We start from the raw sequence: 26,320 nt of genomic DNA on the forward strand, positions 1-26,320 counted from the left end.
AAAATGCGCCAACAATTCTTGATTATGTCATTGGTGACGTGCGGGCTGATCCTGTCCGCCTGCGCGAAAGAAACCGAGGAAGAAAAGGTCGAAAAGACGTTTCAGGAAGTGAACGTTATCGACGAAACCAACCTGAACGAAGTGTTGCTAACAGCAGCCGATCCTAATGAGGCCGTCACCTATTTTCAGGGTGCTGCAGCCAAGAATCCCGGTCGCATTGACCTGCAAAGAGGGCTGGCGATTTCGTTGGCGCGGGCAAAGCGCACCACCGAGGCAGCAGCCGCCTGGAAAAAAGTGACCACCATGAAGGGCTCGGCCAGTGTTGATCGGGTCGAATATGCCGACGCACTGGTTCGCGCAGGAAACTGGACCGAGGCGAAAAAAGTACTGGATTCCGTTCCGCCGACTTTCGAGACCTTCAAAAGGTATCGGTTGGAGGCTGTTGTCGCCGACTCAAACCAGGACTGGAAACGGGCGGATCAATTCTATGAAACGGCGATTGGCCTGACCACGCGGCCTGGCGGCGTGATGAACAACTGGGGCTATTCCAAACTGACACGCGGTCAATATGAAGAAGCCGAGCGCTTGTTCGCTGAAGCCATTCGACAGGACAAGTCTCTGTTCACAGCCAAAAACAACCTAGTTCTTGCCCGCGCGGCGCAAGGCAATTACAGCATGCCGGTCGTGCCGCTGACACAGGCCGAACGGGCCATGCTGTTGAATACTATGGGCATTTCCGCGGTCAAACAGGGCGATGTAACAACTGCAAAGAACCTGTTCCGCGAAGCGATTGCCACGCATCCGCAACATTTCGAAGAAGCCGTCCGCTCGTTGCGCGCGCTCGAGGAAGCCTAAGTTGATGCAAATTCCGGCAGCCGCGGCGGGGTGGTTCTTGCCTTTCGTTCTGCCGATCTGCTTTTATGTCGCGTTCACCGATATGCGCGACATGTTGATCAAGAACCACGCGGTTATTGCCTTGGCCGGAGTATTTGCCTTTGTCGGTCTGATCGTCATCCCGCCATGGACGACCGATTGGTCCGAAGGCTGGATCGGCCCCTTTGCGGTAACGCTTCCGCCCTACCTTTGGCAGTTGCTGCACATTCTTGTCGCTTTAGTAATAGGCATTCTTGCCAACGCCGCCGGGGTCATGGGAGCGGGCGACGCCAAATTTATTGCGGCTGCTTCCGCGTTCGTTTGGGGCGGCGACTATGTGACGATGATGTTCATTCTAATGTCCACAACGCTCGCAGCGTTTGTAACGCACAGGCTGGCCAAAAACACTGCTTTGCGCGCTATCGCACCTAATTGGGAAAGTTGGTCCCGCGACAAACAGTTTCCCATGGGATTTGCACTTGGCGGCAGCCTCGCCATCTACCTGATCCTTGGGACTGTTTACGGCTCGTAAACTATCATTACTCCGCCTTGTCCCCGCCTTGGTGATGCCACAAAGCGGGACCAGATTTTTCGCAAGCGGCCCGAGTGGGCCAATGGCGTGAATACTGGATGGATGAGCACCCCTCATGAATATGCAGACGACCTCGGTAATGGCCCCCCCTGCCCCCAAAGGCTTGGGCGAAATGCAATTGCCCATCGTGATGATGCGGGACATTTTGTTGAAAACCATTTTTCGCAAGAACGTTGATACGGTCTCGGAAGTGGCGGAAGCGATCTGCCTTCCGGGCTCGGTGACTCAAGAACTGATCGATATCTCGCGCGAACAGAAACTGATCGAGGCGACAGGTACCCTGAACGCCAACAGCGGCAACGAGATGGGCTATCAGTTGACAGATGCAGGTAAAGCCCGTGCACTGGACGCGCTCAGCCAGTCGGAATATTTCGGTGCCATGCCGGTTCCACTGGATGTCTACCGCGAACAGGTCAAACGCCAATCCATCCGAAACATTCAGGTCACCCGCGACCAGCTAACCGGGGCAATGGGGCATCTGGTTCTGCCCGACAGTCTTTTGGATCACCTTGGACCTGCAGTAAGCGCAGGCCGTTCGATCCTGATGTATGGTCCTCCGGGCAACGGTAAGTCGTCCATCTCAAACGGTATTCGTGACGCGCTTGGCGACAATGTCTATGTCCCGCGCGCAATTGAATATGCCGGTCAGGTGATCACCGTTTATGATCCGATCGTTCACACAGCCATCGAGCAAGAGGCCGACGACCCCAACAGCCTACGCCGCCGCAAACGGTTCGATTCACGCTATGTACAATGCGAGCGCCCCACCGTTGTGACCGGTGGTGAACTGTCGCTCAGCATGCTGGACTTGGTCTACAACCCCACTGCGCGGACCTATCAGGCCCCACTGCAGCTTAAATCGACGGGCGGCATCTTTATCGTGGACGACCTTGGACGTCAGGCCGAGCCTCCGCAGGCACTGATCAACCGCTGGATCGTTCCGCTGGAAGAAAGCAAGGATATCCTCGGTTTGCAGTCAGGTGAGAAATTCGAGGTGCCTTTTGACACGCTGGTCATCTTCTCGACCAACTTCCACCCGAATGAAATCTTCGACCAAGCGGCCCTGCGTCGGATTTTCTTCAAGATCAAGATCGACGGGCCGAACCAGGAAAACTTCCTGAAAATCTTTGCAATGGTCGCCCGCAAACGCGGGATGCCGCTGGATGAGGCCGCGCTGGTGCATCTGCTGAAGGTCAAGTATCCGACCATTAACAATATCTATGCGAACTATCAGCCGATCTTCCTGATCGACCAGATGATCTCGATCTGCGAATTCGAAGGCATCCCCTACCAGATGAGCCCCGACCTGATCGACCGCGCCTGGGCCAACATGTTCGTGCGCGAAGAAAAGATCGTTCACTAAGCCACTGTCATTTCGATGCCGGGCAGGTAGTCTGCGCCCATGACGCAGATTCCCACCCGGATCACCGACTGGTTCACCGCCAAAGGTTGGTCGATCCACCCTCATCAGCAACAGATGTTCGACCGGGCTGCCGATTCGGCAACGCTGCTGATTGCGCCGACGGGTGGGGGTAAGACCATGGCCGGATTTCTGCCGACTCTGGCGCAGTTGGCCGATGGCGCGCATAGCGGTCTGCACACGATCTATGTCTCGCCCCTAAAAGCGCTGGCCGCCGATATCCGCCGCAACCTGCGCGGCCCTGCTGACGAAATGGGCCTGCCCATCCGGATCGAGGACCGCACTGGCGACACCTCGGCTACGCAGAAGAAACGTCAGCGCGTGGACCCGCCGCATATCTTGCTGACGACGCCGGAAAGTCTTGCTCTGCTGACCTCGTATGAGGACGCGCCGCGCATGTTTGCGGGGGTGCAGCGGGTGATCATCGACGAAATTCACGCGCTGGCCGAAAGCAAGCGCGGTGATCAGTTGATGCTGGCGCTTGCGCGTTTGCAATCATTGTGCCCTGATCTGCGCCGGGTGGGTCTGTCGGCCACGGTCGAAGACCCGCAGGCCATCGCGCGCTTTCTGGCACGCCACCCTGACCCCTGCCAGATCGTGCAGGCCGATCCAGGTCCGGACCCCGACATTCGGATGCTGGAAACGCAGGAGCTGCCGCCTTGGGCCGGGGGCGGTGCCGCCTATGCCATCCCCGCTGTGCTGGAGCAGATCAAACAGCACAAGACCACGCTGATCTTTCACAACACCCGCGCGCAAGCCGAGATATTCTTTCACAATCTCTGGCTGGCTAATGACGATGCGTTGCCCATCGGTATCCATCACGGCAGCCTTGACCGGCAACAGCGCGAGCGGGTCGAGGCCGCCATGGTACGCGGCGATCTGCGCGCCATCGTCTGCACCGGCAGCCTTGATCTGGGCATCGATTGGGGCGACGTGGACCTTGTGATCCAGATCGGTGCGCCGAAGAACGTCAAACGGCTGGTCCAGCGGATCGGGCGGGCCAATCACCGATACAACGCGCCCTCCAAGGCCCTACTGGTGCCGGCCAACCGGTTCGAGGTGGTAGAATGCGTCGCAGCGCTTGAGGCCGCCCGCGCGCATGATCTGGACGGAGAGCCACGCGGCGCAGGCCCCCGTGACGTGCTGTGCCAACATATCCTGATCGCGGCGGCGGCGGGGCCGTTTGATGCGGATACGCTCTATTCCGAAATGACAACCGCCGGGCCTTTTGCCGATCTCAGCCGCATGCAGTTCGATGATTGTCTGGAGTTTTGCGCCACCGGCGGCTACGCCCTGCGCGCCTATGACCGCTGGCAGCGGCTGCAACAGCGCCCTGACGGTCTATGGCAACTGCGTGATCCCCGTGCCGCGCAGCGTATCCGCATGAACCTTGGCACCATTCAGGACACCGATACGCTGAAAGTGCGCCTGAAACGCAGTCGGGGCGGCAGGCCACTGGGCGAGGTCGAAGAGGCCTTTGCCGCCTCGCTGACCCCCGGCGATACCTTCCTGATCGGCGGTCAGATCGTGCGCTATGAGGGGCTGCGCGAGATGACGGTCGAGGTCAGCCGCCGCGCGGACAAAAAGCCCAAGATCGCCACCTTCTCGGGCACCAAATTTGCCACCTCAACCCAGTTGAGCGATCGTATTCTGCGCATGTTCGCGCAACCTGGCTGGCCGCAACTGCCCGCGCATACGGCCGAGTGGCTGACGCTCCAGCGGCAGGTCTCGCGCCTGCCCAACCGCGACAGGCTGCTAATCGAAAGCTTTCCCGATAATGGGCGCGAACACCTCTGCGTCTACGGTTTTGCGGGTCGCAACGCGCAGCAAACACTGGGCTTGTTGCTGACAAAACGGATGGAAGAAACCGGCCTTGCCCCCTTGGGCTTTGTCGCGACCGACTACGCAACGTTGATTTGGGGGTTGGATGCCGTAACGGACCCCCGCCCACTGTTTCAACTAGAGGCACTGCGCAATGGGCTTGAAACTTGGTTGGCCGGGAACGCCGTTATGAAGCGAACCTTCCGGGCCTCAGCCACTATTGCAGGGCTAATCGAACGCAACACGGGCGGACAACGCAGAAGCGGTCGTCAGGCAACGTTTTCTTCGGATATTTTGTACGACACATTGCTGAAATACGACCCCGATCACCTGCTGATGCAAATTACCCGTGAAGAAGCCATGCGAGGCCTGGTCGACTTCGGGCGGATCGAAGCCATGATTGCGCGAATCGGCGACCAGATCGACTTGAAACGGCTGAACCGGGTGTCACCCCTTGCGGCACCGCTGTTTCTTGAGGTTGGAAAGGTCCCAGTCAAAGGATCAGCCGAAGAGCGCCTGCTGGCCGAAGAGAGCGCGCGTTTGCTGCAAGAGGCGGGCTTGGAATCACTTGCCTCGGGCGCGTAAACAAGCAAAGAACGTACCATGAACGAATTGTCGTTTTCCTTCGCCGGTCATGACCTGCGCGCACTTGGAACCGGGGCTTTGTGGTGGCCGGAAGAAAGCCTTCTATGCGTTTCGGATTTGCATCTGGGAAAGGCAGAACGCATCGCACGGCGAGGAGGCGCTTCACTACCGCCCTACGACACGCTGGACACGCTGGTGCGGTTAGCAAACGATATGGAATACACCAAAGCAACCACAGTGATTTGCCTTGGTGACAGCTTTGACGACCTAGATGTGGCCTCGGCCCTTGGAAATCGGGAAAAGCTGCAACTCGCGGCGTTGCAAGCCGGTCGGACCTGGATTTGGATCGAAGGCAACCACGACCCCGGCCCGGTCGAATTGGGTGGCACCCATCTGGCTGAGCACAAGCTGCGATCGCTTGTGTTCCGACACATAGCCCTACCGGACGGTCAAGCAGAGGTTTCAGGTCACTACCATCCCAAGGCTCGGTTCCGGCTGCGCGGACGAACAATCACGCGTGCTGCGTTTCTGGTCGACGAAACGCGCCTACTGTTGCCCGCGTATGGTACATACACCGGCGGTCTATACAGCTCTGACGAGGCGCTAAAAGGACTAATGAGCGACCGCGCTATGGCGATTCTAACGGGCCAATCCCCGCAGATGATCCCGATGCCTCGCTGAGGCGTTTAGATCACGCCGTCTTTTTCAAGTATGGGTTTGTACTTGCGACTGACTGGGACCAGTTCGCCATTTGTCAGGCGTAGAAAAGTTTTTCCGTGACTCTTTTCAATCCCGGTCACAGCAGCGTCGACCACCCAGTGCGAGCGGTGGGTGCAATGCCCACGCTCGGGCTCCATCTCGGCAATGGCATCGGTAAACCTTGATCGGATGGTGAAAAGTCCCTCGGTTGTGACGACGTCAACGGAATGATCCCGGACTGCCAAACGCAGAACCTGCCCCGTGAACTCTTGCGGCAATCGTCTGTAAAGTCGTGGCGCAAAGCGGTTGATGTCATGATCCGTAGGAGGCTGAACCGGAGCCCGCCGGATGATCAACAACCCGGTCGTAAACAAAGCTCCGTAAGATACCACTGACAGAACATCTGGTGCCTGCTGCCCACCAGCCGAGAAGACAAGCAAGGTCATCAACCACAGCGAAGGAACGAACAGCGCAAAAGCAACAAACGTAAAAGCAAGATCCCACCCCGTGAAAGAGGTTTCAGCGAACCATTTCTTCAGCAGTTGTCGCGCCGCCCATGTCACCCCCAAAGCCAAGGCTGTGACCCCGGTCCAAAATATCAAGCGCAAGGAAAAGCTCAGATCCATATTCTGGAACGGTTGAAATGCAATGGCCATTAAGGGCAGGAAAATCGCACCGGCAACCACCCGGCGCATCGTAAACTCGGCAACCAATGAGCTTAGTTTATTCGGCATGACAGCTCAGATACTCTCTCCTGTTTCCAGTCGAGCATGACACTGAAACGTCTAACTCGCTGAGATCATAGGTTTATCATCGTTCTCGCCATATTCAAACCCTGCCAGATTAAGTTTCGTTGATTGTTCCGTGAAACAATCGGGCCGGTAAGTGTTTCCACTCCCGGCCCGTCGTATTCTTTGGTTCGCGCGGATCGTACGCGCTAGACCGTCAGCCCTTCAGGTTCCGGCAGGCTGTTTGCACGGCAGCAGGCGGTCAGGGTGTTGGCCAGCAGGCAGGCGATAGTCATCGGACCGACACCGCCCGGAACCGGGGTGATTGCGCCTGCACGCTCGGCCGCGCTGGCATAGTCCACGTCACCGACCAGCTTGTTCTTGCCGTCACGCTCGATCCGGTTGATGCCTACGTCGATTACGGTTGCGCCTTCTTTGATCCAGTCGCCCGGCACCATTTCGGGGCGGCCAACGGCGGCGACGACGATGTCGGCCCGGCGCACAACGTCTGGCAAGTCCTTGGTGCGCGAATGCGCGATGGTCACGGTACAGCTGTCACCCAGCAGCAGCTGCGCCATCGGCTTGCCCACGATATTCGAACGACCAATAACCACCGCGTCCATCCCCGACAGGGACCCGTGGTAGTCACGCAGCATCATCAGGCAGCCCAGCGGGGTGCAGGGCACCATCGATTTCTGGCCCGTCCCCAGCAAACCCACGTTCGAGATATGGAAGCCGTCCACATCCTTGGCCGGGGCGATCGAGTTGATCACAAGGTCTTCATTCAGGTGCTTGGGCAGCGGCAGCTGGACCAGAATACCGTGTACGGCCGGGTCGTTGTTCAGCTTGTCGATCAGCGCCAGCAGATCTTCTTCCGAGGTCTCGACATCCAGCTTATGCTCGTACGAGTTCATGCCGACCTCGACGGTCTGTTTGCCTTTCGAGCGCACATAGACCTGGCTGGCCGGGTCTTCACCAACCAGAACTACGGCCAGACCGGGCGTGATGCCGCTTTGCTCTTTCAGCTTCGCAACCTGATCCGCCACCTGCACGCGCACTTTCGCCGCAAAAGCTTTACCGTCGATAACCTCGGCTACCATCCTGTCATCCCTTCTATCAAAAACGGATCAGGCGCCTGAAACGCCCGATCAGTCGGCGCCGAGCACACGTTCCTCGCGTGCGATCGACCAATCAATCAATATGCGCCACAGCCGTTCGGCCAGGTCCGGGTCCATACCCAGATCGTCCGAACTTGCGCGCACGCGCTGCACCACTTCCTCGACACGGTCCGGGATGCGGGCGGGCAGCCCCTCGGCAGGTTTCAACTGCGAGGCGCGGTCGATATATCCCGCACGCATCACCAACATCTCGATCAGTTGGCGGTCCAGCTTGTCGATCTGAACCCGCAGTTCCTGCATCGAATGACAGTCCTGCGGAGGTGTCAGAGTGGGCATGTTCGTCTCCTCATGGCCCGGGGATATCCCCGGACCACGAGATGTCTTATTTGGGGGCTTAGAACAAGCCCTCGATCTCGCCTGCGTCGTTAAGGCAGATGGTTTCCGCGGCCGGTTTGCGGGGCAGACCGGGCATGGTCATGATCTCACCACAGACAACCACGATGAAGCCGGCACCAGCGGACAGGCGGACTTCACGCACCGGGACCGAGTGGCCGGTGGGCGCACCGCGCAGGGTCGGATCGGTCGAGAACGAGTACTGGGTTTTCGCCATGCAGACCGGCAGGTTGCCATAGCCCGCGTCTTCCCACTCGCGCAGTTGGTTACGGATTTTGTTGTCGGCCAGAACCTCATCGGCGCGGTAGATGCGCTTGGCGATGGTTTCAACCTTCTCGAACAGCGGCATGTCATCGGGGTAGATCGGCGCGAAGTTAGCAGTGCCACCTTCAACGATTTCCACGACTTTTTCGGCCAGCGGTGCCGAGCCTTCCGAGCCCAGTTCCCAGTGACGTGACAGAACCGCTTCGACTCCGTGATCGGCGCAATATTTCTTGACCGCATCAACTTCGGCATCAGTGTCGGTGACAAAATGGTTGATGGCGACAACAACAGGCACACCGAAGGATTTCACGTTCTCGATGTGGCGACCCAGGTTAGCGCAGCCGGACTGAACCGCATCGACGTTTTCTGCGCCCAAGTCAGCCTTGGCGACGCCGCCGTTCATCTTCATCGCGCGCACGGTGGCAACCAGCACCACGGCAGACGGGGCAATGCCCGCCTTGCGGCACTTGATGTTCATGAACTTCTCGGCACCCAGGTCGGCCCCAAAACCTGCTTCGGTGACGACATAGTCAGCCACTTTCAGCGCGGTCTTGGTCGCGATGACCGAGTTACAGCCGTGCGCGATGTTCGCGAAGGGGCCGCCATGGACGAAGGCCGGGTTGTTTTCCAGTGTCTGCACCAGGTTCGGCTGCATTGCGTCTTTCAGCAGAACGGTCATTGCGCCTTCGGCCTTGATGTCGCGGCAGTAAACCGGGGTCTTGTCGCGGCGGTAAGCAACGATGATGTCGCCCAGACGCTTCTCCAGGTCTTTCAGGTCGTTGGCCAGGCACAGGATCGCCATAACTTCGGACGCAACGGTGATGTCAAAGCCAGCCTCACGCGGGAAGCCGTTCGACACGCCGCCCAGCGAGGCGGTGATCTGGCGCAGAGCACGGTCGTTCATGTCAACCACACGACGCCATGCAACGCGACGGATGTCGATGTCGCACTCGTTGCCCCAATAGATGTGGTTGTCGATCATCGCCGACAGCAGCGAGTGGGCCGAGGTGATGGCATGGAAGTCACCAGTGAAGTGCAGGTTCATCTCTTCCATCGGAACAACCTGTGCGTAACCGCCACCTGCAGCGCCGCCCTTCATGCCGAAGTTCGGGCCTAGCGAGGCTTCGCGGATACAGATCATCGCGTTCTTGCCAATGCGGTTCAGACCGTCGCCCAGACCAACGGTGGTGGTGGTCTTGCCTTCACCCGCAGGGGTCGGGTTGATCGCGGTGACAAGGATCAGCTTGCCGTCTTCGCGGTCTTGAACCGAGTTGATGAAGTCCTGGCTGACCTTCGCCTTGTCGTGGCCATAGGGCAGCAGATCGGCGGATTCGATGCCGATCTTGGCACCGATTTCCTGAATCGGCTTCTTATTCGCTTCGCGGGCGATTTCGATGTCGGATTTATAGCTCATTGGGCAGGGTCCCTGATTGAATGCCGTGCAAAACCGACGCAGGGCGTCGGCGCTGGTCAACCCATACCGTCGTGTACCGTGGCGATAGATGTGGATTCCGACATAATCATGTCTTGAAACGGCGTAGCGTCACTTACAGGGTGGCGTCACGTAACTTTGATCGTTTCGCATCGGAAAGCCTGTGTCTTAAGGTGCCCAAGCGCGCTGATCGGGAACAAACAACGTCAGGGAATCACCCAAGCTCAGAACTCCGGGGCGTTCGACCCAAGCCGTCACACCGCGCCTTCCCTGCGCGGCAGGCTTGAAAGCGGCACCGTGACCGGGCAGATCGGCTTCGACCTCGCGTCCCGGTATCACACAGGGGCGGTTCTCCATGTCGATCGTGATCGTTACTCCATTCGGCCCTTGCAGGCGCGATGACGGAGGCACATGGGTGAAATCAGGGATACCCTTCAGTAGGATACTGACCCCAAGATAGGACGGATCGAGCGTGTCCAACCCCATCTCGGCCGCAGTTTCCTGCATTTCCTCTTGGGACAACACCGAGAGCTGCCGCACATTTCGGATTTCCGTGCCCTTCGGATAGATGTTTGTCATTCGCACACAGGACGCGCGGTTTTCCCCCTCGTGTCGCTCTCCTGCAACCCACGCGAACCCAAGAGACAATGAGGCCGCGGCCTCGGCCCTGATGGAGGCCCCAGCCGGCACCTGACCAAGCCAGACAACTTCGGCCGTGAATTCCGTTTTGCGTAAGACCGGCATCGTCTCTCTCTCCTTCGCTCTGTTCCAGCCGCCACTAGAATGCAGGCACACGGGAAAGAAAAGAAAAACCCGGGTCTTAGCCCGGGTTTTTGAACTATGCCGTCGGTTCCGGCTCCATCCCGCCATCGGGTGGAGATTTTTTGACCTTGGTCTTTGGGATAGCCGTCACGCTGGGTGCGCTGCCTTCGTCCGGCTTGTCACTTTCGTCATCATCTTCGGTTGGCTTGTCACCGTTCATGACGCGCTTGATCTCATCGCCGGTCAGGGTCTCATACTCCAGCAGACCTTGGGCCAGACGCTCCCATTCCTCGTTCTTGTCGGTCAGGATTTGGTGAGCGCGCTCATACCCTTGCTGGATCAAGCGCTTTACCTCTTCCTCGATCAGCTCTTTGGTATGGGCCGAGACCGAGAAACCTGCGGTGTTGCCCTGATAGCCCTCATGCGCTTCGGCATAGTCGATATTGCCAACCTTGTCCGACATGCCCCAGCGCATCACCATCGCGCGCGCCAATTGACTGGCCTGCATGATGTCGCCGGCAGGGCCGTTCGAGACGTGATCTTCACCATACTTGATGACCTCGGCGGCTTTACCGGCCATAGTCATGGCCAGCTTTTGCTCGCACTCATCGCGGTGATAGTTCAGGCGATCCATTTCCGGCAGCGACACAACCATACCCAACGCACCACCGCGCGGAATGATCGTCGCCTTATAGACCGGATCGCAAAGCGGCAGTTCCAAACCAACCACAGCGTGGCCGGACTCGTGATACGCGGTCTTTTCCTTCTGGTCCTGCGTCAGCACCATGCTGCGGCGCTCGGCCCCCATCATCACTTTGTCTTTGGCGTTCTCGAAGTCTTCCATGGTTACAAAGCGACGGCCTACACGCGCAGCCATCAGAGCGGCCTCATTCACCAGGTTCGCCAGATCGGCACCCGAGAAACCCGGTGTCCCCCGCGCGATGATGCGCAGATCGACATCGGGGCCCAGAGGCGTCTTGCGCGCATGCACGCCCAAGATCTTCTCCCGGCCTTTAATGTCCGGGTTGCCGACGGTCACGTTGCGGTCAAACCGGCCCGGACGCAGCAGCGCGGGGTCCAACACGTCCTTACGGTTGGTAGCCGCCAGAATGATAACACCTTCGTTGGCCTCGAACCCGTCCATCTCGACCAGCAACTGGTTGAGCGTTTGTTCGCGCTCGTCATTGCCGCCGCCATAACCGGCACCACGATGGCGGCCCACGGCGTCAATCTCGTCGATAAACACGATACAAGGTGCGTTTTTCTTGGCCTGTTCGAACATGTCGCGCACACGGGACGCACCAACACCCACGAACATCTCGACAAAGTCCGAGCCTGAGATGGTGAAGAAGGGCACGCCTGCCTCACCTGCAATCGCACGGGCCAGAAGTGTCTTACCAGTGCCCGGAGGACCCACCAGTAGCGCGCCTTTTGGGATCTTGCCGCCCAGACGGCTGAACTTCTGCGGATTGCGCAGGAACTCTACGATCTCTTCCAGCTCTTCCTTGGCCTCGTCGATACCGGCCACGTCGTCAAAGGTCACGCGGCCATGTTTTTCGGTCAGCATCTTAGCCTTGGACTTGCCAAAGCCCATCGCGCCACCTTTGCCGCCGCCCTGCATCCGGTTCATGAAGTAGACCCAGACGCCGATCAACAGCAGGAACGGCAGCAGAGTGATCAGGAAGGACTGGAAACCCGACTGCTGCTGTTTGACCGCCTGCACAGGGATGTTTTCATCGATCAGCAGTTTTGTGACTTCGGCGTCAGCTGGCTTGATGGTCACATAATTTGCGCCGCTTTGCGTGGTATAGCGAATCTGTTCACCATCCAGCGTAACGTTTTTGACTTCACCGCTCTGCGCGGCGGCCACGAAATCGGAATAGGTTCTTTCATTGCTCTGAAGCGTTCCACCCGGTCCGCTGAACAAATTGAACAGTGCAAGGATCAGCAAAAACAGAACGACCCAGAAGGCGATGTTACGAGCGTTGCCCAAGGAAAATCTCCCAAAAGATTTCGGCGGATGCGTGTCCGCCGGGTTGCTTCTTAAAATAGAGAGGATTCAAGCAGGTTCAATGCGATAAAAACGAAGAGTGAAAGTCGGGCCATTTCGACACGATTTCTGCGCGCCATCCGTTGCCAAAACCGGCCAATGGGGCCGAAATTAACACATCTTTGTGCCAAATCGCGGGCGAGGCGACTAAAGCCGCACGTGGTTTTCCAAGATCACGCCAACCTGAAACCTGCGCGATGCCATGTTCACCAAGTGGTTTTACTTGCAAATCGCTTCCGGAGGGGCCGGACAGAATCCAGCGTTTATCCCAAGTCTGGTCGGGATCGCATGTTTCGTACGAAATCGCGTTTAGTTCTCGACAAATCCATGTTTTCTGCGCTTTTGTAACAAGAACACAGCCCCCTAGTGTTGCCCCGTTTCCCTGTTTGATCGCATGAAGGGCGACATCTACCGCTGATTGGCGCGGCGGGTAGTCACCTCCCGCAATCCATCGGATGCAGCCAATCAACAAACGGCGCTGAATCTCTTGGGGCAGAGCATCAAAGCCCTCGCGATCCAAACAGACATCACCGGACACCGGAACCAACACCTTGGCAGCGGATTCCTGCGTAAAGTGATCCAAGGCATCACGGGCTTGTGCAAGATTATCAGCAACCCGTGCCAAAGACTCGACCGTTATGCCGATTTCACCAAGCCCGACCAACTCATCACGGGCTTTGACACGATCAAAACGACGATCCTGATTCGAAGGATCTTCGATCCATTCGACCCCGATCTCGGTCAGGTATTCCCGCAGGGTCTGCCGGGTGATCTTCAGCATCGGACGCAATAGGACAAACCCGTCACGATTGCGAACAGTCGACATGCCGGACAGACCGGTAACACCTGCCGCGCGACCCAAACGCATCAGAAAGGTCTCGGCCTGATCATCCGCAGTATGACCCAAAGCAACCGCACCGATCTGGTTTCGCCGCGCCCAGTCCGTCAGCAAATCGTACCGTGCGCGACGCGCTTGATCCTGAAGGTTTCCCGATTTTTTCCAACCGTGCCACTCCAGAATGTCATGCGACACACCCATAGACTTTGCGTGGTCCGAAACCCACAGCGCCTCGGTCGCTGCTTCCGCGCGCAGATGGTGGTTTACTGTCGCCGCACGCAGTTCAATACCTTCGGCATGAGCGAGATCATTCATCAGATGCAACAAGGCGAGCGAGTCGCCTCCGCCCGATACGGCAACGCCTAGTCGAGAAGGCAACTGTTCAGGCAAACCTGCACGAATCTCGGATCGTAACCTGTCGGCAAGTGCGCTCAAGGACAGCCCAGCGAGGTCATTTCCTGCGTTGCGCTAGTCGCTGCAGAAGAGGCGGGAAACCGCACCCCGACTTCCCCAAGCGTGATGCACGCCTGATCCCGCTGCCCAAGACGCCCAAGGGCCGAGCCAAGTTCAAACAACGCTTCGGGCGCAAATGCGCCCTCGGAGTCGCCGGTAAAGCTGGCAAGGAAAGCACGCGCAGCTTCACGCGTGTCGCCCAGGCCCTCAAGCGCGTGCCCGCGCTTCAGATTGGCTTCAGGCGCCAGTGGGCTGCCCGGGTAAGAGACGTCAAAATTGGCAAATTGGTCAGCCGCTGCTTGGAAACTACCTTCAGCCAATGCCTGCGCCGCAGCATCAAAATCCGCCCGTTCACCTATTGCCAGCTCTCCCTGATCAATCGCAACCGGTGCGCTGGGCGAGGTCGGGGCCGCGGTAGCAATCTCGGTGTCCCCTCCAAGGCTCGAGGTCTCTCCTAGCGCGCTCAGGTCACCGCCTTCCAGTTCGACCAGACGGAACTCCAGATCGCCGATGCGGTTGGTGCCGTCGGTAACGATATTCTGCACCCGCTGGTTCAACTGCTCGGTCTGGCGGGTCAGGCGCTGCAACTCGGCCTCGATCGCGTCCACACGCTCCAATATCGAACTGCCGGACAGGTTCGGTGCCGGAGAGCCCGTTGTCGAAAACTCACGCTTCAGACGCTGGATTTCCACATGCAACACAGTCAGTTCTTGCCGAATATCCGCCAGAGTCTGCTGATCTTGCGCTTGCGCCACGCTGGCGGTGGTCAGAACCGCCGCCAGAACCCATCCTGCAACTTTCATCGCCTTACCCCAGTGTTGACCCGGTCAGCACAGTAACCGCACGGCGGTTCTTGGAATAGCATTCCTCGGTGCTGCAAATCTCGATTGGGCGTTCTTTGCCAAAGCTGACCGTAGTCAAGCGATTGCCTGCCACCCCGCGCGAGATCAGATATTCCCGTGCCGCATTCGCCCGGCGTGCGCCCAATGCGAGGTTATATTCACGGGTGCCTTGTTCATCCGCGTGACCTTCTATGTTCGCCACGAAATCCGGGTTTGCCAGCAACCAATCCGCCTGCCCTTGCAAAACAGTCTGCGCCTGCGGTGTCAGCGTTGATTGATCGACCGCAAACAACACACGATCGCCGACGGTCTGCTGGAAATAGGCAGGTGAGCGCGGATCACTTGGTGACCCAGCCGCCAATCCACCACCATTCGCGCCACTGCCAAAGCCCCCGCCCAAATCGGATGGATCGTTACTGGTACAGGCAGCCAGAATGCCAAGCGCGCCCACTGCTACCACTTTGCCCAATACGTTCATTTCAAGTGCCTCGTTGTTTTATCAGTTTATTGCCGCCTGTGTATCACAGCGCGGGTTTCTTGTGAACTTTTCCGACCGCCCCCGCGATCAATTCTGCAAAGGCCCCCAGGACGGATCGCTGCCACCATCCGGCGTGCGCACCGGGCGCAGGTTCCGGCCCGAAATATCCACCGAATACAAAGTCGCCCGACCGCTCGCCCCTTGGGTTTCGCGGGTAAACATGATCACCCGGCCATTGGGCGACCATGTCGGCCCTTCGTCCAGAAAAGACGAGGTCAATAGGCGTTCCTCACTGCCATCGGTGCGCATCACGCCGATATGGAACCGGCCTTTGTTCTGCTTGGTAAACGCGATCAGATCGCCGCGCGGAGACCAGACCGGCGTGCCATAACGCCCCTGACCGAAACTGATCCGCGTCGCCTCACCCCCATTTGCGGGCATGATATACAGTTGCGGCGTGCCCGAGCGGTCGCTTTCGAACACGATTTGCGACCCATCTGGCGAATAGCTGGGCGCGGTCTCAATCGCCGGCGTGTTAGTCAAACGCACGCTTTGCCCCGAGGCCAGATCCATCTTCCAAAGATCGGTATTCCCCCCTTGAATCAGCGAATAGACAATCGAGCGTCCATCCGGCGAGAAGCGCGGCGAAAAGCTCATCGTGCCGCCGGGCGTGTTCAGCTCGGTGCGGCGGACACGGTCCACATCCAGCACATAGATGCGCGGCTGGCCGGTTTCATAGCTGGTATAAAGCAACCGATCCCCCGTCGGCGAAAAGCGCGGGGCCAGCACGATGGCGGCACTGTCGGTCAGGTACTGCACGTTTGCACCATCGTAGTCCATGATCGCCAGACGTTTAAGCCGCTGATTCTTGGGACCGCTTTCCGACACAAAGGCCACTCGGCTGTCGAAGTAACCGCCCTCACCCGTCACGCGACTATAGACCTGATCGGCCACCTTATGCGCCATGCGCCGCCAGCCATCTGTAGTGCCTGCGAACTGCAGACCGTTACCAAGCTCCTGCCCGGAAAAAACGTCCCAGACCCGGAAGCGGACCGTCAGCCGATTGCCCGAAACATTCACCGCCCCGGTAACAAGTGCCTCGGCATTGATCGCCTTCCAGTCGGCAAATTGCAGCGCATCTTCAAAGCTGCTGACCCGGCTGATAAACGCATCGGATGAGATTTCGCGGAACAGCCCGGTGCCGGTGAGGTCCGCTGCGACAACCCGCGTGATATCCTGCGCGTACTGAGCCGCAGCCGGACCGTCGGGCACGAAACTGGGCACCGCGAAGGGCAAGGGTTCGATAATCCCCTGATCCAGTTCCAAGCGCAGCGGTCCGTTCTGGGCATAAACCGGCGCTGTCAAAAGCGTCAGGCCAAGCAACAGGCTGGTCAGAAATCTTATCATTTGATCCGCATCCTCTCGGGATTGAATGTAATCTCAATATCCTGCCAATGCTCATACTTGTCAGCAGGCAGGTCATATCCTCTGGCTCCACAGCGCAAGATAGCACGCCGGGCGGCTTCGTAGGCCTGTCTTGAAGCGCCGGAAGATCCGCCGGAACTCTCGATCAGGCGCAAGCTGCCGCCCACCACATTGCCATCCGGCGTGAGTGAAAACCCGACGACGACCACAGTCTGCAACGCGTCAGTCGACAACGACCCTACATTCCAACACTTGGACACTGCCAAACGCATCGCATCTTTCTCACCGCTGGTCAGTGGCGGGCCCGAGGGTTCGTTGCCCTGCCCCAACGCTTCAGCCAACGCATCCTCGATGGCGCTTTCATCCGCAGGCTGGGGTGCAGGCGTCTCGGGCTCGGCTTCAGGCGCTTCCGCCACCTCGGGCTGCGCCGGAGGGGTCGGTCGGTTTGGCCGAACCTGTGGCCGCGGAGAACTGCGGGGCGCGTATTCCTTGGCTTCCTCGGCCTCGGTCACGATCTCATCTGTCGCCTCTTCGGGGGCGGTTTGATCCTGCTGTTCCTGCTGAACCTCGGCGCCTTCGTCCAAAGACACAGCGGGTGTTTCGATATCATCCGGTGCGGCCTCGGGCGGAGGCGGCGCGACGGGCTCGGGCGCAACCCTGTCCGCAGGGCGCGGCTGTGCTTCGGGTCCCGGCGGTGTTGGCAAGGCAACTACGTCCGGCTCGGGAGGCTCAAGCGTCGGGGGTTGTTCTATCACAACTGGTTCAGGAGGGGGCTCAACCGCTTCCGGAACCGTATCAGGCTCCGGCTCAGCCGGTTCCGATACCTCTGGCACCGGCTGCTCTTCTTCGACCTGTGCGGGGGGCGTTGCATCTTCGACCGGAGCTTCGGGTTGCTGCAAAGCGGCCGGGGTGGCCACTTCGGGCGCGTCCCGTTGGGCGGTCATTGCCGCAAATTGCTCAGCCGAAATCACAGAGACATCCTGTACGGCCATAGGCAAGGGTTCGGACCGGAACGTGCCGCCGAATAAGGCCCATCCGATCAGACTGACATGGGCAATAGCCGAGATCTTGGTGCCGGTATCCACCGTGCCGCCTCACTCTCCACCTTCGTCAAGCGTCGGGCCGCCGGTGTCAGTCACAAGCCCGACATTGGAAAACCCGCCCGCATTCAACGCACCCATTACCTGCATCACCTGCGCATAAGGGATCGAGCCATCCGCCCGCAAGAACACGCGGTCACTGCTGCGCTCGGACGCGATGGCGCGCAATCTGCCAATCAATTCTTCACGCTGAATGTCAGTAGTCTGGATCTGCACTTGCCCATCAGCCGTCAGCGTCACGGTCAAGGGTTCTTCGTTGTCGCCGGGCAATGCGCTTGCCGCGGTCTTGGGCAGATCCACCGGCACCCCGACCGTCAACAAAGGTGCGGCCACCATGAAGATGATCAGCAGCACCAGCATGACGTCCACAAACGGGGTCACGTTAATCTCGGCCATGGGCTGTGCACGACCGCGACGCCGTCCGCGTCTGCGCCCATTCCCGCCCGAGCTTTGCTGAACCGCCGCACCCATCTTAGCTGTCCAACTGGCGCGACAGGATGGTGGCGAACTCGTCGGCAAACGCCTCGTAGCCACCCACGATCCGATCACTATCGGCGCTGAGTTTGTTGTAGAAAATCACCGCCGGGATCGCGGCTAACAGGCCCAGACCGGTCGCCAGCAAAGCCTCGGCGATACCGGGGGCCACAACCGCCAGATTGGTGTTTTGTTGTTCGGCAATCTCGATAAAGGCGTTCATGATGCCCCAAACAGTTCCGAACAGGCCGATAAAGGGTGCGGTCGAACCTACCGTTGCCAAGACAGGCAGGCCCTTTTGCAGAGTCTCAGCCTCTTTCGCGATGGCCACATCCATCGACCGGTCGATCCGGGCCGTTGCGCCGGCGATCAACCCGCCATCTGTACGGTGCGAGCGACGCCACTCGATCATACCCGAGGCGAAAATCTTTTCCGAACTGCCGTCAGGCTGTGTGCCAATCTGTTCGAACAACTCATCCAGGGGGTTTCCGGACCAGAACGCCTCATCAAACACCTGCGCCTCGCGCCGGGCGGCCCGATAGTTGATGATTTTCTGAATGATAATACCCCAAGACCAAACCGACGCACCGATCAGCATCAGCATCACCAGTTTTACGATAAAGGTCGCGCGGGCATACAGCCCCCACATGGAGAAGTCGATCTCCTGCGCCAGCGCCAGCGTTTCAGCTTCCATGAACCTGCTCTTTAGTTTTGCCTGACGGCCGTTTCTTTGGCCTTGTTTTGATGAACGCTAACGCAGTTGGGTGTGAAAAGCCAACAGAACCACCCCGGCGGCTGAAATTGTTACAACAATGCGCGAATCTCTGCCGGAAGACGCACCGGTTTGCCCTGTGCATTCATACAAACTGCCGTGACCGAGGCAGTGAATACCTCGATTTCCCCTCGCGACACGCGCTGTGCCATCGTTAATCTGGCACCCGAAAGTGCCGTGATCCAGGTTTCGATCTGCAGTTCATCATCGAATTTGGCTGTGGCCAGGTATTCAGCTTCGATTTTTCGCACGACCCAGACGATGCCAGCATCCCGCATCGCGTTCTGGTCGTTACCAATATTGCGTACATAGTCCGACCGGGCACGTTCGATGTATTTCAGATAGTTCGCGTGGTAGACCACGCCGCCCATATCCGTGTCTTCATAATAAACCCGGATCGGGAAAATGTGCTTTTTCAACGCGTCTGAATCTTGGGTCATGATCTGAATTCCGGCCACATAAGGACTTCTGAACAAACGGGGCATCCCCCACTCCAAACAGATGCATGTCCGCCGTGCCACCTGCAATCCCCAAGACCTGTTAATTTTCGTGATCAGGTACAGATGCTCGTATTCCAACGCTCCTCCCGATACACTCTCACTCAAGAAACCGACATTGCATAGGGGGCAACGTGGCAGGTAAAGGCCGAGAAAACAGGGCGCTACCGATTTTTCAGGGCATTCTGCCGCTGAACCTGCCCAGACTGCCGGCCGAGGTTCTGGCAGGGCTGACTTTTGCCTGCCTCGCGATCCCTGAGGTGATGGGATACACCAAAATCGCAGGCACTCCGGTCGTGACTGGCCTGTACACTATCCTCATCCCGATGGCACTGTTCGCAATCTTCGGATCTTCGCGGCATTTGGTGGTGGGCGCAGATTCAGCGACGGCGGCAATTACGGCTTCGGCGCTGGCGGGCATGGCGGTTTCGGGATCCAACGAATATCTGGCCCTTGCCTCACTCCTGGCGTTGATGGCCGGGGTATTGCTGATAGTTGCCCGAGTTATCGGCTTAGGTTTTCTTGCGGATTTCCTGTCCAGAACGGTGCTTGTTGGATTCCTTGCCGGCGTCGGTATCCAGGTCGCGTGCGGTGAACTCCCCGGCTTATTGGGGATCGAGACTTCCGGACATGGCACAATCGCAAAGCTGGCAGATGCCGTGCAACAGATTGATCAGATCAGTTCCGGTACGCTACTGGTATCCGCTGCTGTTTTAGTCATCGTCGTCGGCTGCAAACGCTTGTCGAACAAAACTCCGGGGCCTTTGATCGCCATTATCGGCGTCATCCTGTGCAGTTGGGCGTTCCAACTCAGCGCATCAGGAATTGCTGTGCTTGGCCCTGTTCCCAGCGGTTTGCCCTCCTTGTCCATTCCAAATGTCGACTGGAGCTGGAACCTGTTCAAACAATTGCTGCCGACGGCCATTTCGATCTTTGTTGTCATCCTGGCACAAAGCGCAGCAACCTCGCGCGCGTACGCTGCCCGGTATGAAGAGCGCTTCAACGAAAACACTGATTTGATCGGGTTGAGTCTGGCCAATATTGGCGCTGCGTTCAGCGGGACTTTTGTGGTTAACGGTAGCCCCACAAAAACCGAAATGGTCGCAAGCGCGGGTGGGCGCAGTCAGATTGCGCAGCTGACCACCGTGCTGATCGTGCTTATTGTCATTCTGTTCCTGACCGGTCCACTGGCGTATCTGCCTAACGCCGCCCTGTCTGCAATCGTGTTTCTGATCGGACTCAAACTGATCGACGTAAAGGGTCTGATTGCGATCTATCGCCAGGCACGGTCCGAATTCTGGATCGCAGTGGCAACCGCTGCAGTTGTGGTGCTGGTTGGAGTCGAACAAGGGATCATTCTGGCGATGGCCCTATCCCTGATCGACCATACGCGACGCGGCTATCACCCCAGAAACACCGTGATCGTGCGCAATGAAACAGGCGAAGGCTGGCGCGCCAAATCCATCGAGCGCCCCAACCAGTTTGACCCCGGACTGGTGATCTATCGTTTTTCCCACAGCCTGTATTATGCCAACACGCAACGGCTTGCAGATGAGATCCGGGCGATCACGTCGGACCCACAAAACGATATACGCTGGTTCTGCCTTGAAGCATCGGCCGTAGATGACGTGGACTTCTCCGCCGGTTTTACGTTGCGCGACATGGACCGGGTGCTGGACGCACAGGGCATTCGGTTGGTGTTCTTGCTTGTCTCACCAAAGGTGCGCGCGGAACTGGACAGGTACGGCGTCACCGATCTGGTCGGAGAGGAAGCCTTTTTCACCGACGAGACCGCATTGCTGTCAGCGTTCCACAGCAAAATCCCCTGAGGTTCGACCTAGTGGCTTGCTTGCAGACGCGCGAACAATCGTAAAGCATGTGCAGAATCCTGCGTTGCCCCTGGCAACACGGGGTCGTAAGCGGCCCGGATCAACGCGGCGACATCGGGGCGCAACACTGTTGTTTCACCTGCCACAGCCAACGGTGATTGCGCCCGAAAAGCGGTGTCAGACCAAAGCAGTATTGTCTGTACCACCTGGCTAAGCGCCAGAGTTTCAGCCGGAACTTTCGACAGCTCATTGTCCATGCGCAGAAAGACAAACGCCGCCCGAATTGCACCATCCTCTTCGAACCGAAAAACGCGGTATTGATTGGCATCTGCCGCGACCAGTCGAGCCACCAAAGGCGCAAGGTCGGGGATGAGGCGGTCCAGATCGGGAACCTCCAGCAACTCCTTCCAGTCGCGGAAAAAGAAGACCATGCAATTTGCGCCCAACTCGGGGTCGGTTTCGGCCATCTTGTGCCCGGCCAAGGTTACAACCGCCTCAAACGCACCTTTGACGGTGGCGAGCGTATCGTCCTGCACCCCAAAAACGATCGGGACGATTGGGCGTCCCCAGCGGGCGAACAGAAACTCTCCGCTTTCGCGGGTGAACAGGGTTTGTATGTCTTCAGGGGTCACACGCAATCCTCGACACTGGGTGGCTGCTATGGCGCACCCATAAAAGTTCTGGTCTCAGGCTTCAACCAAACAGATCGCTTTGCCCCTTGGGCGCGGCCATACCCAGATGCGTCCACGCCTTTTGCGCCAGCATCCGCCCACGGGGCGTTCGTTGGATCAAACCCTGCTGCAACAGGTATGGCTCAATCACCTCTTCCAGCGAATCCCGACTTTCCGACAGCGCCGCCGAGAGCGTTTCGATCCCCACCGGTCCCCCAGCGTAATTTTCGGCAATCAGCTTGAGATAGCGCCGATCCGCACCGTCCAGACCCAGATTGTCCACGCCCAAACGGGTCAGCGCGCCATCGGCCAGTTCCTGCGTGATCCGCCCGTCGCCTTCGACGATGGCGAAATCCACCACCCGACGCAGCAGCCGCCCCGCGATGCGCGGCGTGCCACGCGACCGGCGCGCGATTTCACGCGCGCCAGCGTCATCCGCTGGGGCGCCCAGCTTGCGGGCATTACGGGTGACGATCTCGTGCAGTTCATCGACGGTGTAGAATTGCAGCCTTGTCGGAATGCCGAAACGGTCGCGCAAGGGCGTGGTCAGCAGACCCATTCGCGTGGTCGCTCCGACCAGCGTAAAGGGCTGTAACTCAATCCGAACGGTGCGCGCGGCGGGGCCTTCGCCGATCACCAGATCCAGCTCAAAATCCTCCATCGCCGGGTACAGCACTTCTTCGACGGCGGGGTTCAGCCGGTGAATCTCGTCGATGAACAACACGTCGCGTGATTCCAGATTGGTCAGGATCGCCGCCAGATCACCCGCCTTGGCCAGCACGGGGCCAGAGGTCATGCGGAAATTCACCCCCAGCTCGCGCGCCATGATCTGTGCCAGCGTCGTCTTGCCAAGGCCCGGAGGGCCATGAAACAGCGTATGGTCCATCGCCTCGCCCCGCTGACGGGCCGATTGGATAAAGATGCGTAGGTTGGCGCGTGCTTCGGCCTGACCGATGAACTCATCCAATCCCTGAGGACGCAGGGCGCGATCGTTATCCTCGGGCAAAGGGTCAGCGCGCAGGGTTGGATCGGCGTCAGTCATTCATTCAGCCTTTCGGAGCCAGCAGTTTCAACGCCGCCCGGATCAACTCGGCCTCGCCCGCATCCGGCAGGCTGGCGGCCGCTTCAGCCACAGCCGAGGCCGCCTCGGACGGGCCGTACCCCAGATTGGAAAGCGCCGACAGCGCACCAGCCGAGGCCGCCGCATTGCTCGAGGCCGATTTCGCCGCGCGTTTCGGCGCAGGCGCGGGCTCAACCAATTCGACCGTTTCCAGCACAGGGCCATCCATCGCCTCGGTCACGGTGCCGCCCATGGCCATCACACCCGGCGCTTTGTCTTTCAGGTCCAGAACGATGCGCTGCGCCGTCTTCGGCCCCACGCCCTTGGCCGCCTTGACCGCGCCCCAATCGCCCAAGGCAATCGCGCGGCTGACGCCATCTGGGCCAAGCGCCGACAAGATCGCCAAAGACACTTTGGCCCCCACGCCCTGAACGGAACACAGCAGCCGATGCCATTCCTTTTCGACCAGAGACAAGAAACCATACAACTGCATCAGGTCTTCGCGCACCACCATGTCGGTATAGATCGAGACCGCCTCACCCACACCCGGCAGCGCCGCCATGGTCCGGTCCGAGCAATAGACGATATACCCAACCCCGCGCACGTCGATCAGGACGTGATCCGCCGCGCGGTAATCCAGTCGTCCTGTGAGTTTTCCGATCATACCCGTACCTCTTTCATCCGCGTCTGCGGCGCCGTGCCGTAGTAGGAATGACAGATCGCAATCGCCAGCGCATCTGCCGCATCCGCGCCTTTGGGCTGACACCCGGGCAGCTGCAGCTTTACCATGTGCAAGACCTGCTCTTTCTCGGCGTGCCCGACACCTACCACCGTTTTCTTAACCCGGTTCGGCGCGTATTCCCCTACTGGCAACCCCGCCTGCGCCAGAGTAAGCAGGGCAACCCCGCGCGCCTGACCCAGTTTCAGCGTTCCAGCGCCATCCTTGTTCACGAAAGTCTGCTCGATCGCGGCTTGATCGGGGGCGTGTTCGGCGATCACCTCGACAATCTGGTTGTGCAGAGACAACAGCCGCTCGCCCAAATCATCCCCATCCGATTTGCACAGCCCGTTGGCCACATGGCTCAGGCGGCTGCCATGCGATTCGATGACGCCCCATCCCAGGGTTCGTAGCCCCGGATCAATGCCCAAAATTCGCATGTTGTGCCCCAGCCTGCTCGGGTTTTTGTGATCTTTCTTACGGGTTAGCACGAAGCGTGAACATTTTCCAAGCGAATTGACGGGCGGGCTAAAAACGACAGACTTGTTTCGCCACCGACAAATCAGTCAATTTACGACAGCGGAAAGCCTGTTTTCGACATGTTTTATGACCGTAAAATGGCCATAGTATTAAGGGGTTTTCACAAATTCCGAGACTTGCAAAAAACGCATAGGACACATGCGTTTTCATCACTTGCAGTGTCAGAACGACATCCCTAAATGCCCGTCAAATCGAATGACACTCATGGAACTCTAACCAGAAGGAAACAGGATATGGCTGCACTGGATACCACCCGCGCCACCACTGGCTCATTCGGCCCTGCTGGCCGTATCGGCGGAATTTTTGCATCGGCCGTAAGCGCCGTTATCGAATGGAATGACGCCCGCATGACCCGTAATGCGCTGAGCGGTCTGACAGATCGCGAACTGGAAGATATCGGTCTGTGCCGGGGCGACATCGACGTCGTGGCAGAAGGCCGCCGGTAGGGATTAGCACACCCCCACCACTCACAAGCCCCTTTCTCCCTCGGGGGCAAAGAAGAACGCCGCGCATTCATCTATGCGCGGCGTTTTTCGTCAGAGCAGACGAAACTCAGGGCAAATATTTGGCGACCTGAGTTGAGAGAAACGAAGAAAGCGGATCAATCTGCATGATCCACGCACCAGCTTTTTCGACCTGAGTGCCTTCGGCAAGGCTGTCCACGCGATACTGATATCCGCCAGAACCTAAGCTCGTAAGCAAGAAAGTTTTGAAAGCGATAAAGCCCAAAAAAGCCATCACAAGAACTTTGAACGGCACAGCCGACTGAACACGCTGCGGCCTCATTACTACAAGACCATCTTTTCGCATCGTCGCGCGATAGCCTCGGCTGAGTTTTGCGTGCTTTTTGTTCAGGCGATGAATGCGCTGATCAAATTCCAGTTGTTTTCCAGTCATGGCAGCCTCCACAAACCGCCCCCGATATCCATGCTTGAACGGTAAAAAGAGATTGCGCCAAAAAAGTGGCAGGAATCTACAAAACTCCTGTAAATGGCCCGAATTTAGCCCTGTTTGCTTAAGATTAGCGTCGTCCACTCGCCAATCTGGGATCTTTGAGTGAGATTGAACTCGTTTTGAGAATAAACCGAGACTACATCATCGGCCTGTTCGTTCAGGATTCCAGATAGAATCGCATATCCGCCAGTGTTCAGATTCGCCCCGATCTCGGGTGCCAACGCAACTAGAGGGCCTTTCAGGATGTTGGCAAAAATCAGATCGTAGGGCGCATGCGCTTTCAGGTCGGGATGGTCGAACCCTGCCGCCTCGACGCATTCCACCTGTCCGGCCATGCCATTGGCTTTCAAGTTCGCCTCGGCCACATCGACGGCCACCTGGTCAATATCGCTGGCGATGATATCACCCCGCCATACCCGCGCTGCGGCCATGGCCAGAACAGCGGTGCCGCAGCCGATATCGGCCACCTTCGTCGCCTCGAACCCCTCATTCAGCAGATGATCCAGCGCCTTGAGGCACCCCAGCGTCGTCCCGTGGTGTCCGGTGCCAAAAGCCATCGCGGCCTCGATCAGCAGGGGAATGCGGCCTTCGGGCAGTTTGTCCGCGTCGTGGCTGCCATAGACAAAGAACCGCCCGGCCTCGACCGGGGCGAGTTCGCGTCGCACATGAGCGACCCAATCGGTTTCGGGCAGTTCCGAGACGACAAAGGGCTTGGCCTCGAATGCGGCGGCCAGAACGGCCAGCGCGGTTTCATCCGGGGTTTCGGTGAAATAGCCACCAACTTCCCACAGGCCCGAGCCATCCTCGACCTCGAACACACCAACGCCGGTGGGTTCCGGCTCCAGACGCTCCATTGCTTCGCCCAAGCCTTCGGCGGCTTTCTTGCCCATCAGAGTGGTCAGCGCAGTGAATGTGGGCATGGGGGCCTCCTG

Annotated in this window: 27 protein-coding genes; 7 read left to right on the forward strand and 20 right to left on the reverse strand. The window is 58.5% G+C overall.

Features of this window, described 5'->3' with window-relative positions:
• The first annotated feature begins 3 nt into the window (after window positions 1-3).
• The 5 genes from AC2FF7_RS09565 to pdeM all read left to right on the forward strand — a co-directional run bounded on the left by AC2FF7_RS09565 (window position 4) and on the right by pdeM (window position 5,972).
• Complete coding sequence (locus tag AC2FF7_RS09565; protein WP_170753748.1) at window positions 4-855, forward strand: tetratricopeptide repeat protein; 852 nt, start codon at window positions 4-6, stop codon at window positions 853-855.
• A gap of 4 nt (window positions 856-859) precedes the next feature.
• Window positions 860-1,405, forward strand: coding sequence for a prepilin peptidase (locus AC2FF7_RS09570; RefSeq protein ID WP_496848690.1), 546 nt, complete (start codon window positions 860-862; stop codon window positions 1,403-1,405).
• 115 nt (window positions 1,406-1,520) lie between these two features.
• Window positions 1,521-2,828: a DUF8689 domain-containing protein gene (locus AC2FF7_RS09575; RefSeq protein ID WP_170724506.1), complete on the forward strand. Its 1,308-nt coding sequence runs from the start codon at window positions 1,521-1,523 to the stop codon at window positions 2,826-2,828.
• Window positions 2,829-2,867: 39 nt separating this feature from the next.
• Window positions 2,868-5,291, forward strand: coding sequence for a ligase-associated DNA damage response DEXH box helicase (locus AC2FF7_RS09580; protein ID WP_496905561.1), 2,424 nt, complete (start codon window positions 2,868-2,870; stop codon window positions 5,289-5,291).
• A gap of 18 nt (window positions 5,292-5,309) precedes the next feature.
• On the forward strand, window positions 5,310-5,972 hold the full coding sequence (gene pdeM / locus AC2FF7_RS09585) for a ligase-associated DNA damage response endonuclease PdeM (protein WP_496905562.1): 663 nt from the start codon (window positions 5,310-5,312) through the stop codon (window positions 5,970-5,972).
• A gap of 5 nt (window positions 5,973-5,977) precedes the next feature.
• Here the strand turns inward: pdeM and AC2FF7_RS09590 are convergent, their stop codons facing one another.
• The 14 genes from AC2FF7_RS09590 to ybgC all read right to left on the reverse strand — a co-directional run bounded on the left by AC2FF7_RS09590 (window position 5,978) and on the right by ybgC (window position 19,559).
• A complete protein-coding gene (locus tag AC2FF7_RS09590; RefSeq protein ID WP_480866190.1) occupies window positions 5,978-6,724 on the reverse strand; it encodes a LytTR family DNA-binding domain-containing protein in 747 nt (248 codons plus the stop codon).
• A gap of 203 nt (window positions 6,725-6,927) precedes the next feature.
• Complete coding sequence (gene folD / locus AC2FF7_RS09595) at window positions 6,928-7,818, reverse strand: bifunctional methylenetetrahydrofolate dehydrogenase/methenyltetrahydrofolate cyclohydrolase FolD (RefSeq protein ID WP_480866191.1); 891 nt, start codon at window positions 7,816-7,818, stop codon at window positions 6,928-6,930.
• Between the two features lie 48 nt (window positions 7,819-7,866).
• A complete protein-coding gene (locus AC2FF7_RS09600) occupies window positions 7,867-8,172 on the reverse strand; it encodes a chorismate mutase (protein WP_170354923.1) in 306 nt (101 codons plus the stop codon).
• A gap of 58 nt (window positions 8,173-8,230) precedes the next feature.
• Window positions 8,231-9,907, reverse strand: a complete 1,677-nt coding sequence (locus tag AC2FF7_RS09605) for a formate--tetrahydrofolate ligase (protein WP_170769970.1) — start codon at window positions 9,905-9,907, stop codon at window positions 8,231-8,233.
• A 186-nt stretch (window positions 9,908-10,093) separates the two neighbouring features.
• On the reverse strand, window positions 10,094-10,669 hold the full coding sequence (locus AC2FF7_RS09610; RefSeq protein ID WP_496905563.1) for an MOSC domain-containing protein: 576 nt from the start codon (window positions 10,667-10,669) through the stop codon (window positions 10,094-10,096).
• 94 nt (window positions 10,670-10,763) lie between these two features.
• On the reverse strand, window positions 10,764-12,680 hold the full coding sequence (gene ftsH / locus AC2FF7_RS09615; protein WP_170354920.1) for an ATP-dependent zinc metalloprotease FtsH: 1,917 nt from the start codon (window positions 12,678-12,680) through the stop codon (window positions 10,764-10,766).
• Window positions 12,681-12,756: 76 nt separating this feature from the next.
• Window positions 12,757-14,010 carry a tRNA lysidine(34) synthetase TilS gene (gene tilS, locus AC2FF7_RS09620; protein WP_480866195.1) on the reverse strand — a complete coding sequence of 418 codons (1,254 nt, stop codon included), beginning with the start codon at window positions 14,008-14,010 and terminating at the stop codon, window positions 12,757-12,759.
• Entirely contained in the window at window positions 14,007-14,831 is an 825-nt protein-coding gene (gene ybgF, locus AC2FF7_RS09625; protein WP_170753733.1) for a tol-pal system protein YbgF, read from the reverse strand. The genes tilS and ybgF overlap by 4 nt, the downstream gene beginning before the upstream one ends.
• A 4-nt stretch (window positions 14,832-14,835) precedes the next feature.
• A complete protein-coding gene (gene pal, locus AC2FF7_RS09630; RefSeq protein WP_496905564.1) occupies window positions 14,836-15,348 on the reverse strand; it encodes a peptidoglycan-associated lipoprotein Pal in 513 nt (170 codons plus the stop codon).
• An 87-nt stretch (window positions 15,349-15,435) separates the two neighbouring features.
• Window positions 15,436-16,755: a Tol-Pal system beta propeller repeat protein TolB gene (gene tolB / locus AC2FF7_RS09635; protein ID WP_480866197.1), complete on the reverse strand. Its 1,320-nt coding sequence runs from the start codon at window positions 16,753-16,755 to the stop codon at window positions 15,436-15,438.
• Window positions 16,752-17,858, reverse strand: a complete 1,107-nt coding sequence (tolA, locus tag AC2FF7_RS09640; protein ID WP_496905565.1) for a cell envelope integrity protein TolA — start codon at window positions 17,856-17,858, stop codon at window positions 16,752-16,754. Before tolA ends, tolB begins: the two co-directional genes overlap by 4 nt.
• 9 nt (window positions 17,859-17,867) lie before the next feature.
• The gene (tolR, locus tag AC2FF7_RS09645) at window positions 17,868-18,344 is read right to left on the reverse strand and encodes a protein TolR (protein WP_170753725.1); all 477 of its coding nucleotides are present in this window, start codon (window positions 18,342-18,344) and stop codon (window positions 17,868-17,870) included.
• A 1-nt stretch (window position 18,345) separates the two neighbouring features.
• Entirely contained in the window at window positions 18,346-19,041 is a 696-nt protein-coding gene (tolQ, locus tag AC2FF7_RS09650) for a protein TolQ (protein WP_170354913.1), read from the reverse strand.
• Window positions 19,042-19,151: 110 nt separating this feature from the next.
• Window positions 19,152-19,559, reverse strand: coding sequence for a tol-pal system-associated acyl-CoA thioesterase (gene ybgC, locus AC2FF7_RS09655; protein WP_480866201.1), 408 nt, complete (start codon window positions 19,557-19,559; stop codon window positions 19,152-19,154).
• A 191-nt stretch (window positions 19,560-19,750) separates the two neighbouring features.
• Here ybgC and AC2FF7_RS09660 point away from each other — a divergent pair, with 191 nt between their 5' ends.
• On the forward strand, window positions 19,751-21,445 hold the full coding sequence (locus tag AC2FF7_RS09660) for a SulP family inorganic anion transporter (protein ID WP_480866202.1): 1,695 nt from the start codon (window positions 19,751-19,753) through the stop codon (window positions 21,443-21,445).
• 8 nt (window positions 21,446-21,453) lie between these two features.
• On the opposite strand, the gene AC2FF7_RS09665 is transcribed toward AC2FF7_RS09660, so the two are convergent.
• The 4 genes from AC2FF7_RS09665 to ruvC form a co-directional block, all read right to left on the reverse strand.
• Entirely contained in the window at window positions 21,454-22,077 is a 624-nt protein-coding gene (locus tag AC2FF7_RS09665; RefSeq protein ID WP_496905566.1) for a hypothetical protein, read from the reverse strand.
• Between the two features lie 61 nt (window positions 22,078-22,138).
• Window positions 22,139-23,158, reverse strand: a complete 1,020-nt coding sequence (ruvB, locus tag AC2FF7_RS09670) for a Holliday junction branch migration DNA helicase RuvB (RefSeq protein WP_480866206.1) — start codon at window positions 23,156-23,158, stop codon at window positions 22,139-22,141.
• A gap of 4 nt (window positions 23,159-23,162) precedes the next feature.
• Window positions 23,163-23,840 (reverse strand): Holliday junction branch migration protein RuvA, encoded by a 678-nt coding sequence (gene ruvA, locus AC2FF7_RS09675; RefSeq protein WP_496905567.1) that lies wholly within the window; start codon window positions 23,838-23,840, stop codon window positions 23,163-23,165.
• Window positions 23,837-24,334, reverse strand: coding sequence for a crossover junction endodeoxyribonuclease RuvC (ruvC, locus tag AC2FF7_RS09680; protein WP_480866209.1), 498 nt, complete (start codon window positions 24,332-24,334; stop codon window positions 23,837-23,839). Before ruvC ends, ruvA begins: the two co-directional genes overlap by 4 nt.
• A 333-nt stretch (window positions 24,335-24,667) precedes the next feature.
• Between ruvC and AC2FF7_RS09685 the strand changes: the two genes are divergently transcribed.
• Window positions 24,668-24,880, forward strand: a complete 213-nt coding sequence (locus AC2FF7_RS09685; protein ID WP_480866211.1) for a DUF1127 domain-containing protein — start codon at window positions 24,668-24,670, stop codon at window positions 24,878-24,880.
• 106 nt (window positions 24,881-24,986) lie between these two features.
• On the opposite strand, the gene AC2FF7_RS09690 is transcribed toward AC2FF7_RS09685, so the two are convergent.
• Together AC2FF7_RS09690 and AC2FF7_RS09695 are read right to left on the reverse strand one after the other, a co-directional pair.
• Window positions 24,987-25,331, reverse strand: coding sequence for a hypothetical protein (locus AC2FF7_RS09690; protein ID WP_170355063.1), 345 nt, complete (start codon window positions 25,329-25,331; stop codon window positions 24,987-24,989).
• A gap of 104 nt (window positions 25,332-25,435) precedes the next feature.
• Window positions 25,436-26,308: a 50S ribosomal protein L11 methyltransferase gene (locus tag AC2FF7_RS09695; RefSeq protein WP_496905568.1), complete on the reverse strand. Its 873-nt coding sequence runs from the start codon at window positions 26,306-26,308 to the stop codon at window positions 25,436-25,438.
• Window positions 26,309-26,320: the final 12 nt, after the last annotated feature.

The organism is Ruegeria sp. YTSC325 (genome assembly GCF_059609525.1).

Coding starts and splice junctions, on each gene's coding strand:
- AC2FF7_RS09565 (WP_170753748.1), top strand. CDS start 4: ATGCGCCAACAATTCTTGATTATGTCATTGGTGACGTGCGGGCTGATC.
- AC2FF7_RS09570 (WP_496848690.1), top strand. CDS start 860: ATGCAAATTCCGGCAGCCGCGGCGGGGTGGTTCTTGCCTTTCGTTCTG.
- AC2FF7_RS09575 (WP_170724506.1), top strand. CDS start 1,521: ATGAATATGCAGACGACCTCGGTAATGGCCCCCCCTGCCCCCAAAGGC.
- AC2FF7_RS09580 (WP_496905561.1), top strand. CDS start 2,868: ATGACGCAGATTCCCACCCGGATCACCGACTGGTTCACCGCCAAAGGT.
- pdeM (WP_496905562.1), top strand. CDS start 5,310: ATGAACGAATTGTCGTTTTCCTTCGCCGGTCATGACCTGCGCGCACTT.
- AC2FF7_RS09590 (WP_480866190.1), bottom strand. CDS start 6,724: ATGCCGAATAAACTAAGCTCATTGGTTGCCGAGTTTACGATGCGCCGG.
- folD (WP_480866191.1), bottom strand. CDS start 7,818: ATGGTAGCCGAGGTTATCGACGGTAAAGCTTTTGCGGCGAAAGTGCGC.
- AC2FF7_RS09600 (WP_170354923.1), bottom strand. CDS start 8,172: ATGCCCACTCTGACACCTCCGCAGGACTGTCATTCGATGCAGGAACTG.
- AC2FF7_RS09605 (WP_170769970.1), bottom strand. CDS start 9,907: ATGAGCTATAAATCCGACATCGAAATCGCCCGCGAAGCGAATAAGAAG.
- AC2FF7_RS09610 (WP_496905563.1), bottom strand. CDS start 10,669: ATGCCGGTCTTACGCAAAACGGAATTCACGGCCGAAGTTGTCTGGCTT.
- ybgF (WP_170753733.1), bottom strand. CDS start 14,831: ATGAAAGTTGCAGGATGGGTTCTGGCGGCGGTTCTGACCACCGCCAGC.
- pal (WP_496905564.1), bottom strand. CDS start 15,348: ATGAACGTATTGGGCAAAGTGGTAGCAGTGGGCGCGCTTGGCATTCTG.
- tolB (WP_480866197.1), bottom strand. CDS start 16,755: ATGATAAGATTTCTGACCAGCCTGTTGCTTGGCCTGACGCTTTTGACA.
- tolR (WP_170753725.1), bottom strand. CDS start 18,344: ATGGGTGCGGCGGTTCAGCAAAGCTCGGGCGGGAATGGGCGCAGACGC.
- tolQ (WP_170354913.1), bottom strand. CDS start 19,041: ATGGAAGCTGAAACGCTGGCGCTGGCGCAGGAGATCGACTTCTCCATG.
- ybgC (WP_480866201.1), bottom strand. CDS start 19,559: ATGACCCAAGATTCAGACGCGTTGAAAAAGCACATTTTCCCGATCCGG.
- ruvB (WP_480866206.1), bottom strand. CDS start 23,158: ATGACTGACGCCGATCCAACCCTGCGCGCTGACCCTTTGCCCGAGGAT.
- ruvA (WP_496905567.1), bottom strand. CDS start 23,840: ATGATCGGAAAACTCACAGGACGACTGGATTACCGCGCGGCGGATCAC.
- ruvC (WP_480866209.1), bottom strand. CDS start 24,334: ATGCGAATTTTGGGCATTGATCCGGGGCTACGAACCCTGGGATGGGGC.
- AC2FF7_RS09685 (WP_480866211.1), top strand. CDS start 24,668: ATGGCTGCACTGGATACCACCCGCGCCACCACTGGCTCATTCGGCCCT.
- AC2FF7_RS09690 (WP_170355063.1), bottom strand. CDS start 25,331: ATGACTGGAAAACAACTGGAATTTGATCAGCGCATTCATCGCCTGAAC.
- AC2FF7_RS09695 (WP_496905568.1), bottom strand. CDS start 26,308: ATGCCCACATTCACTGCGCTGACCACTCTGATGGGCAAGAAAGCCGCC.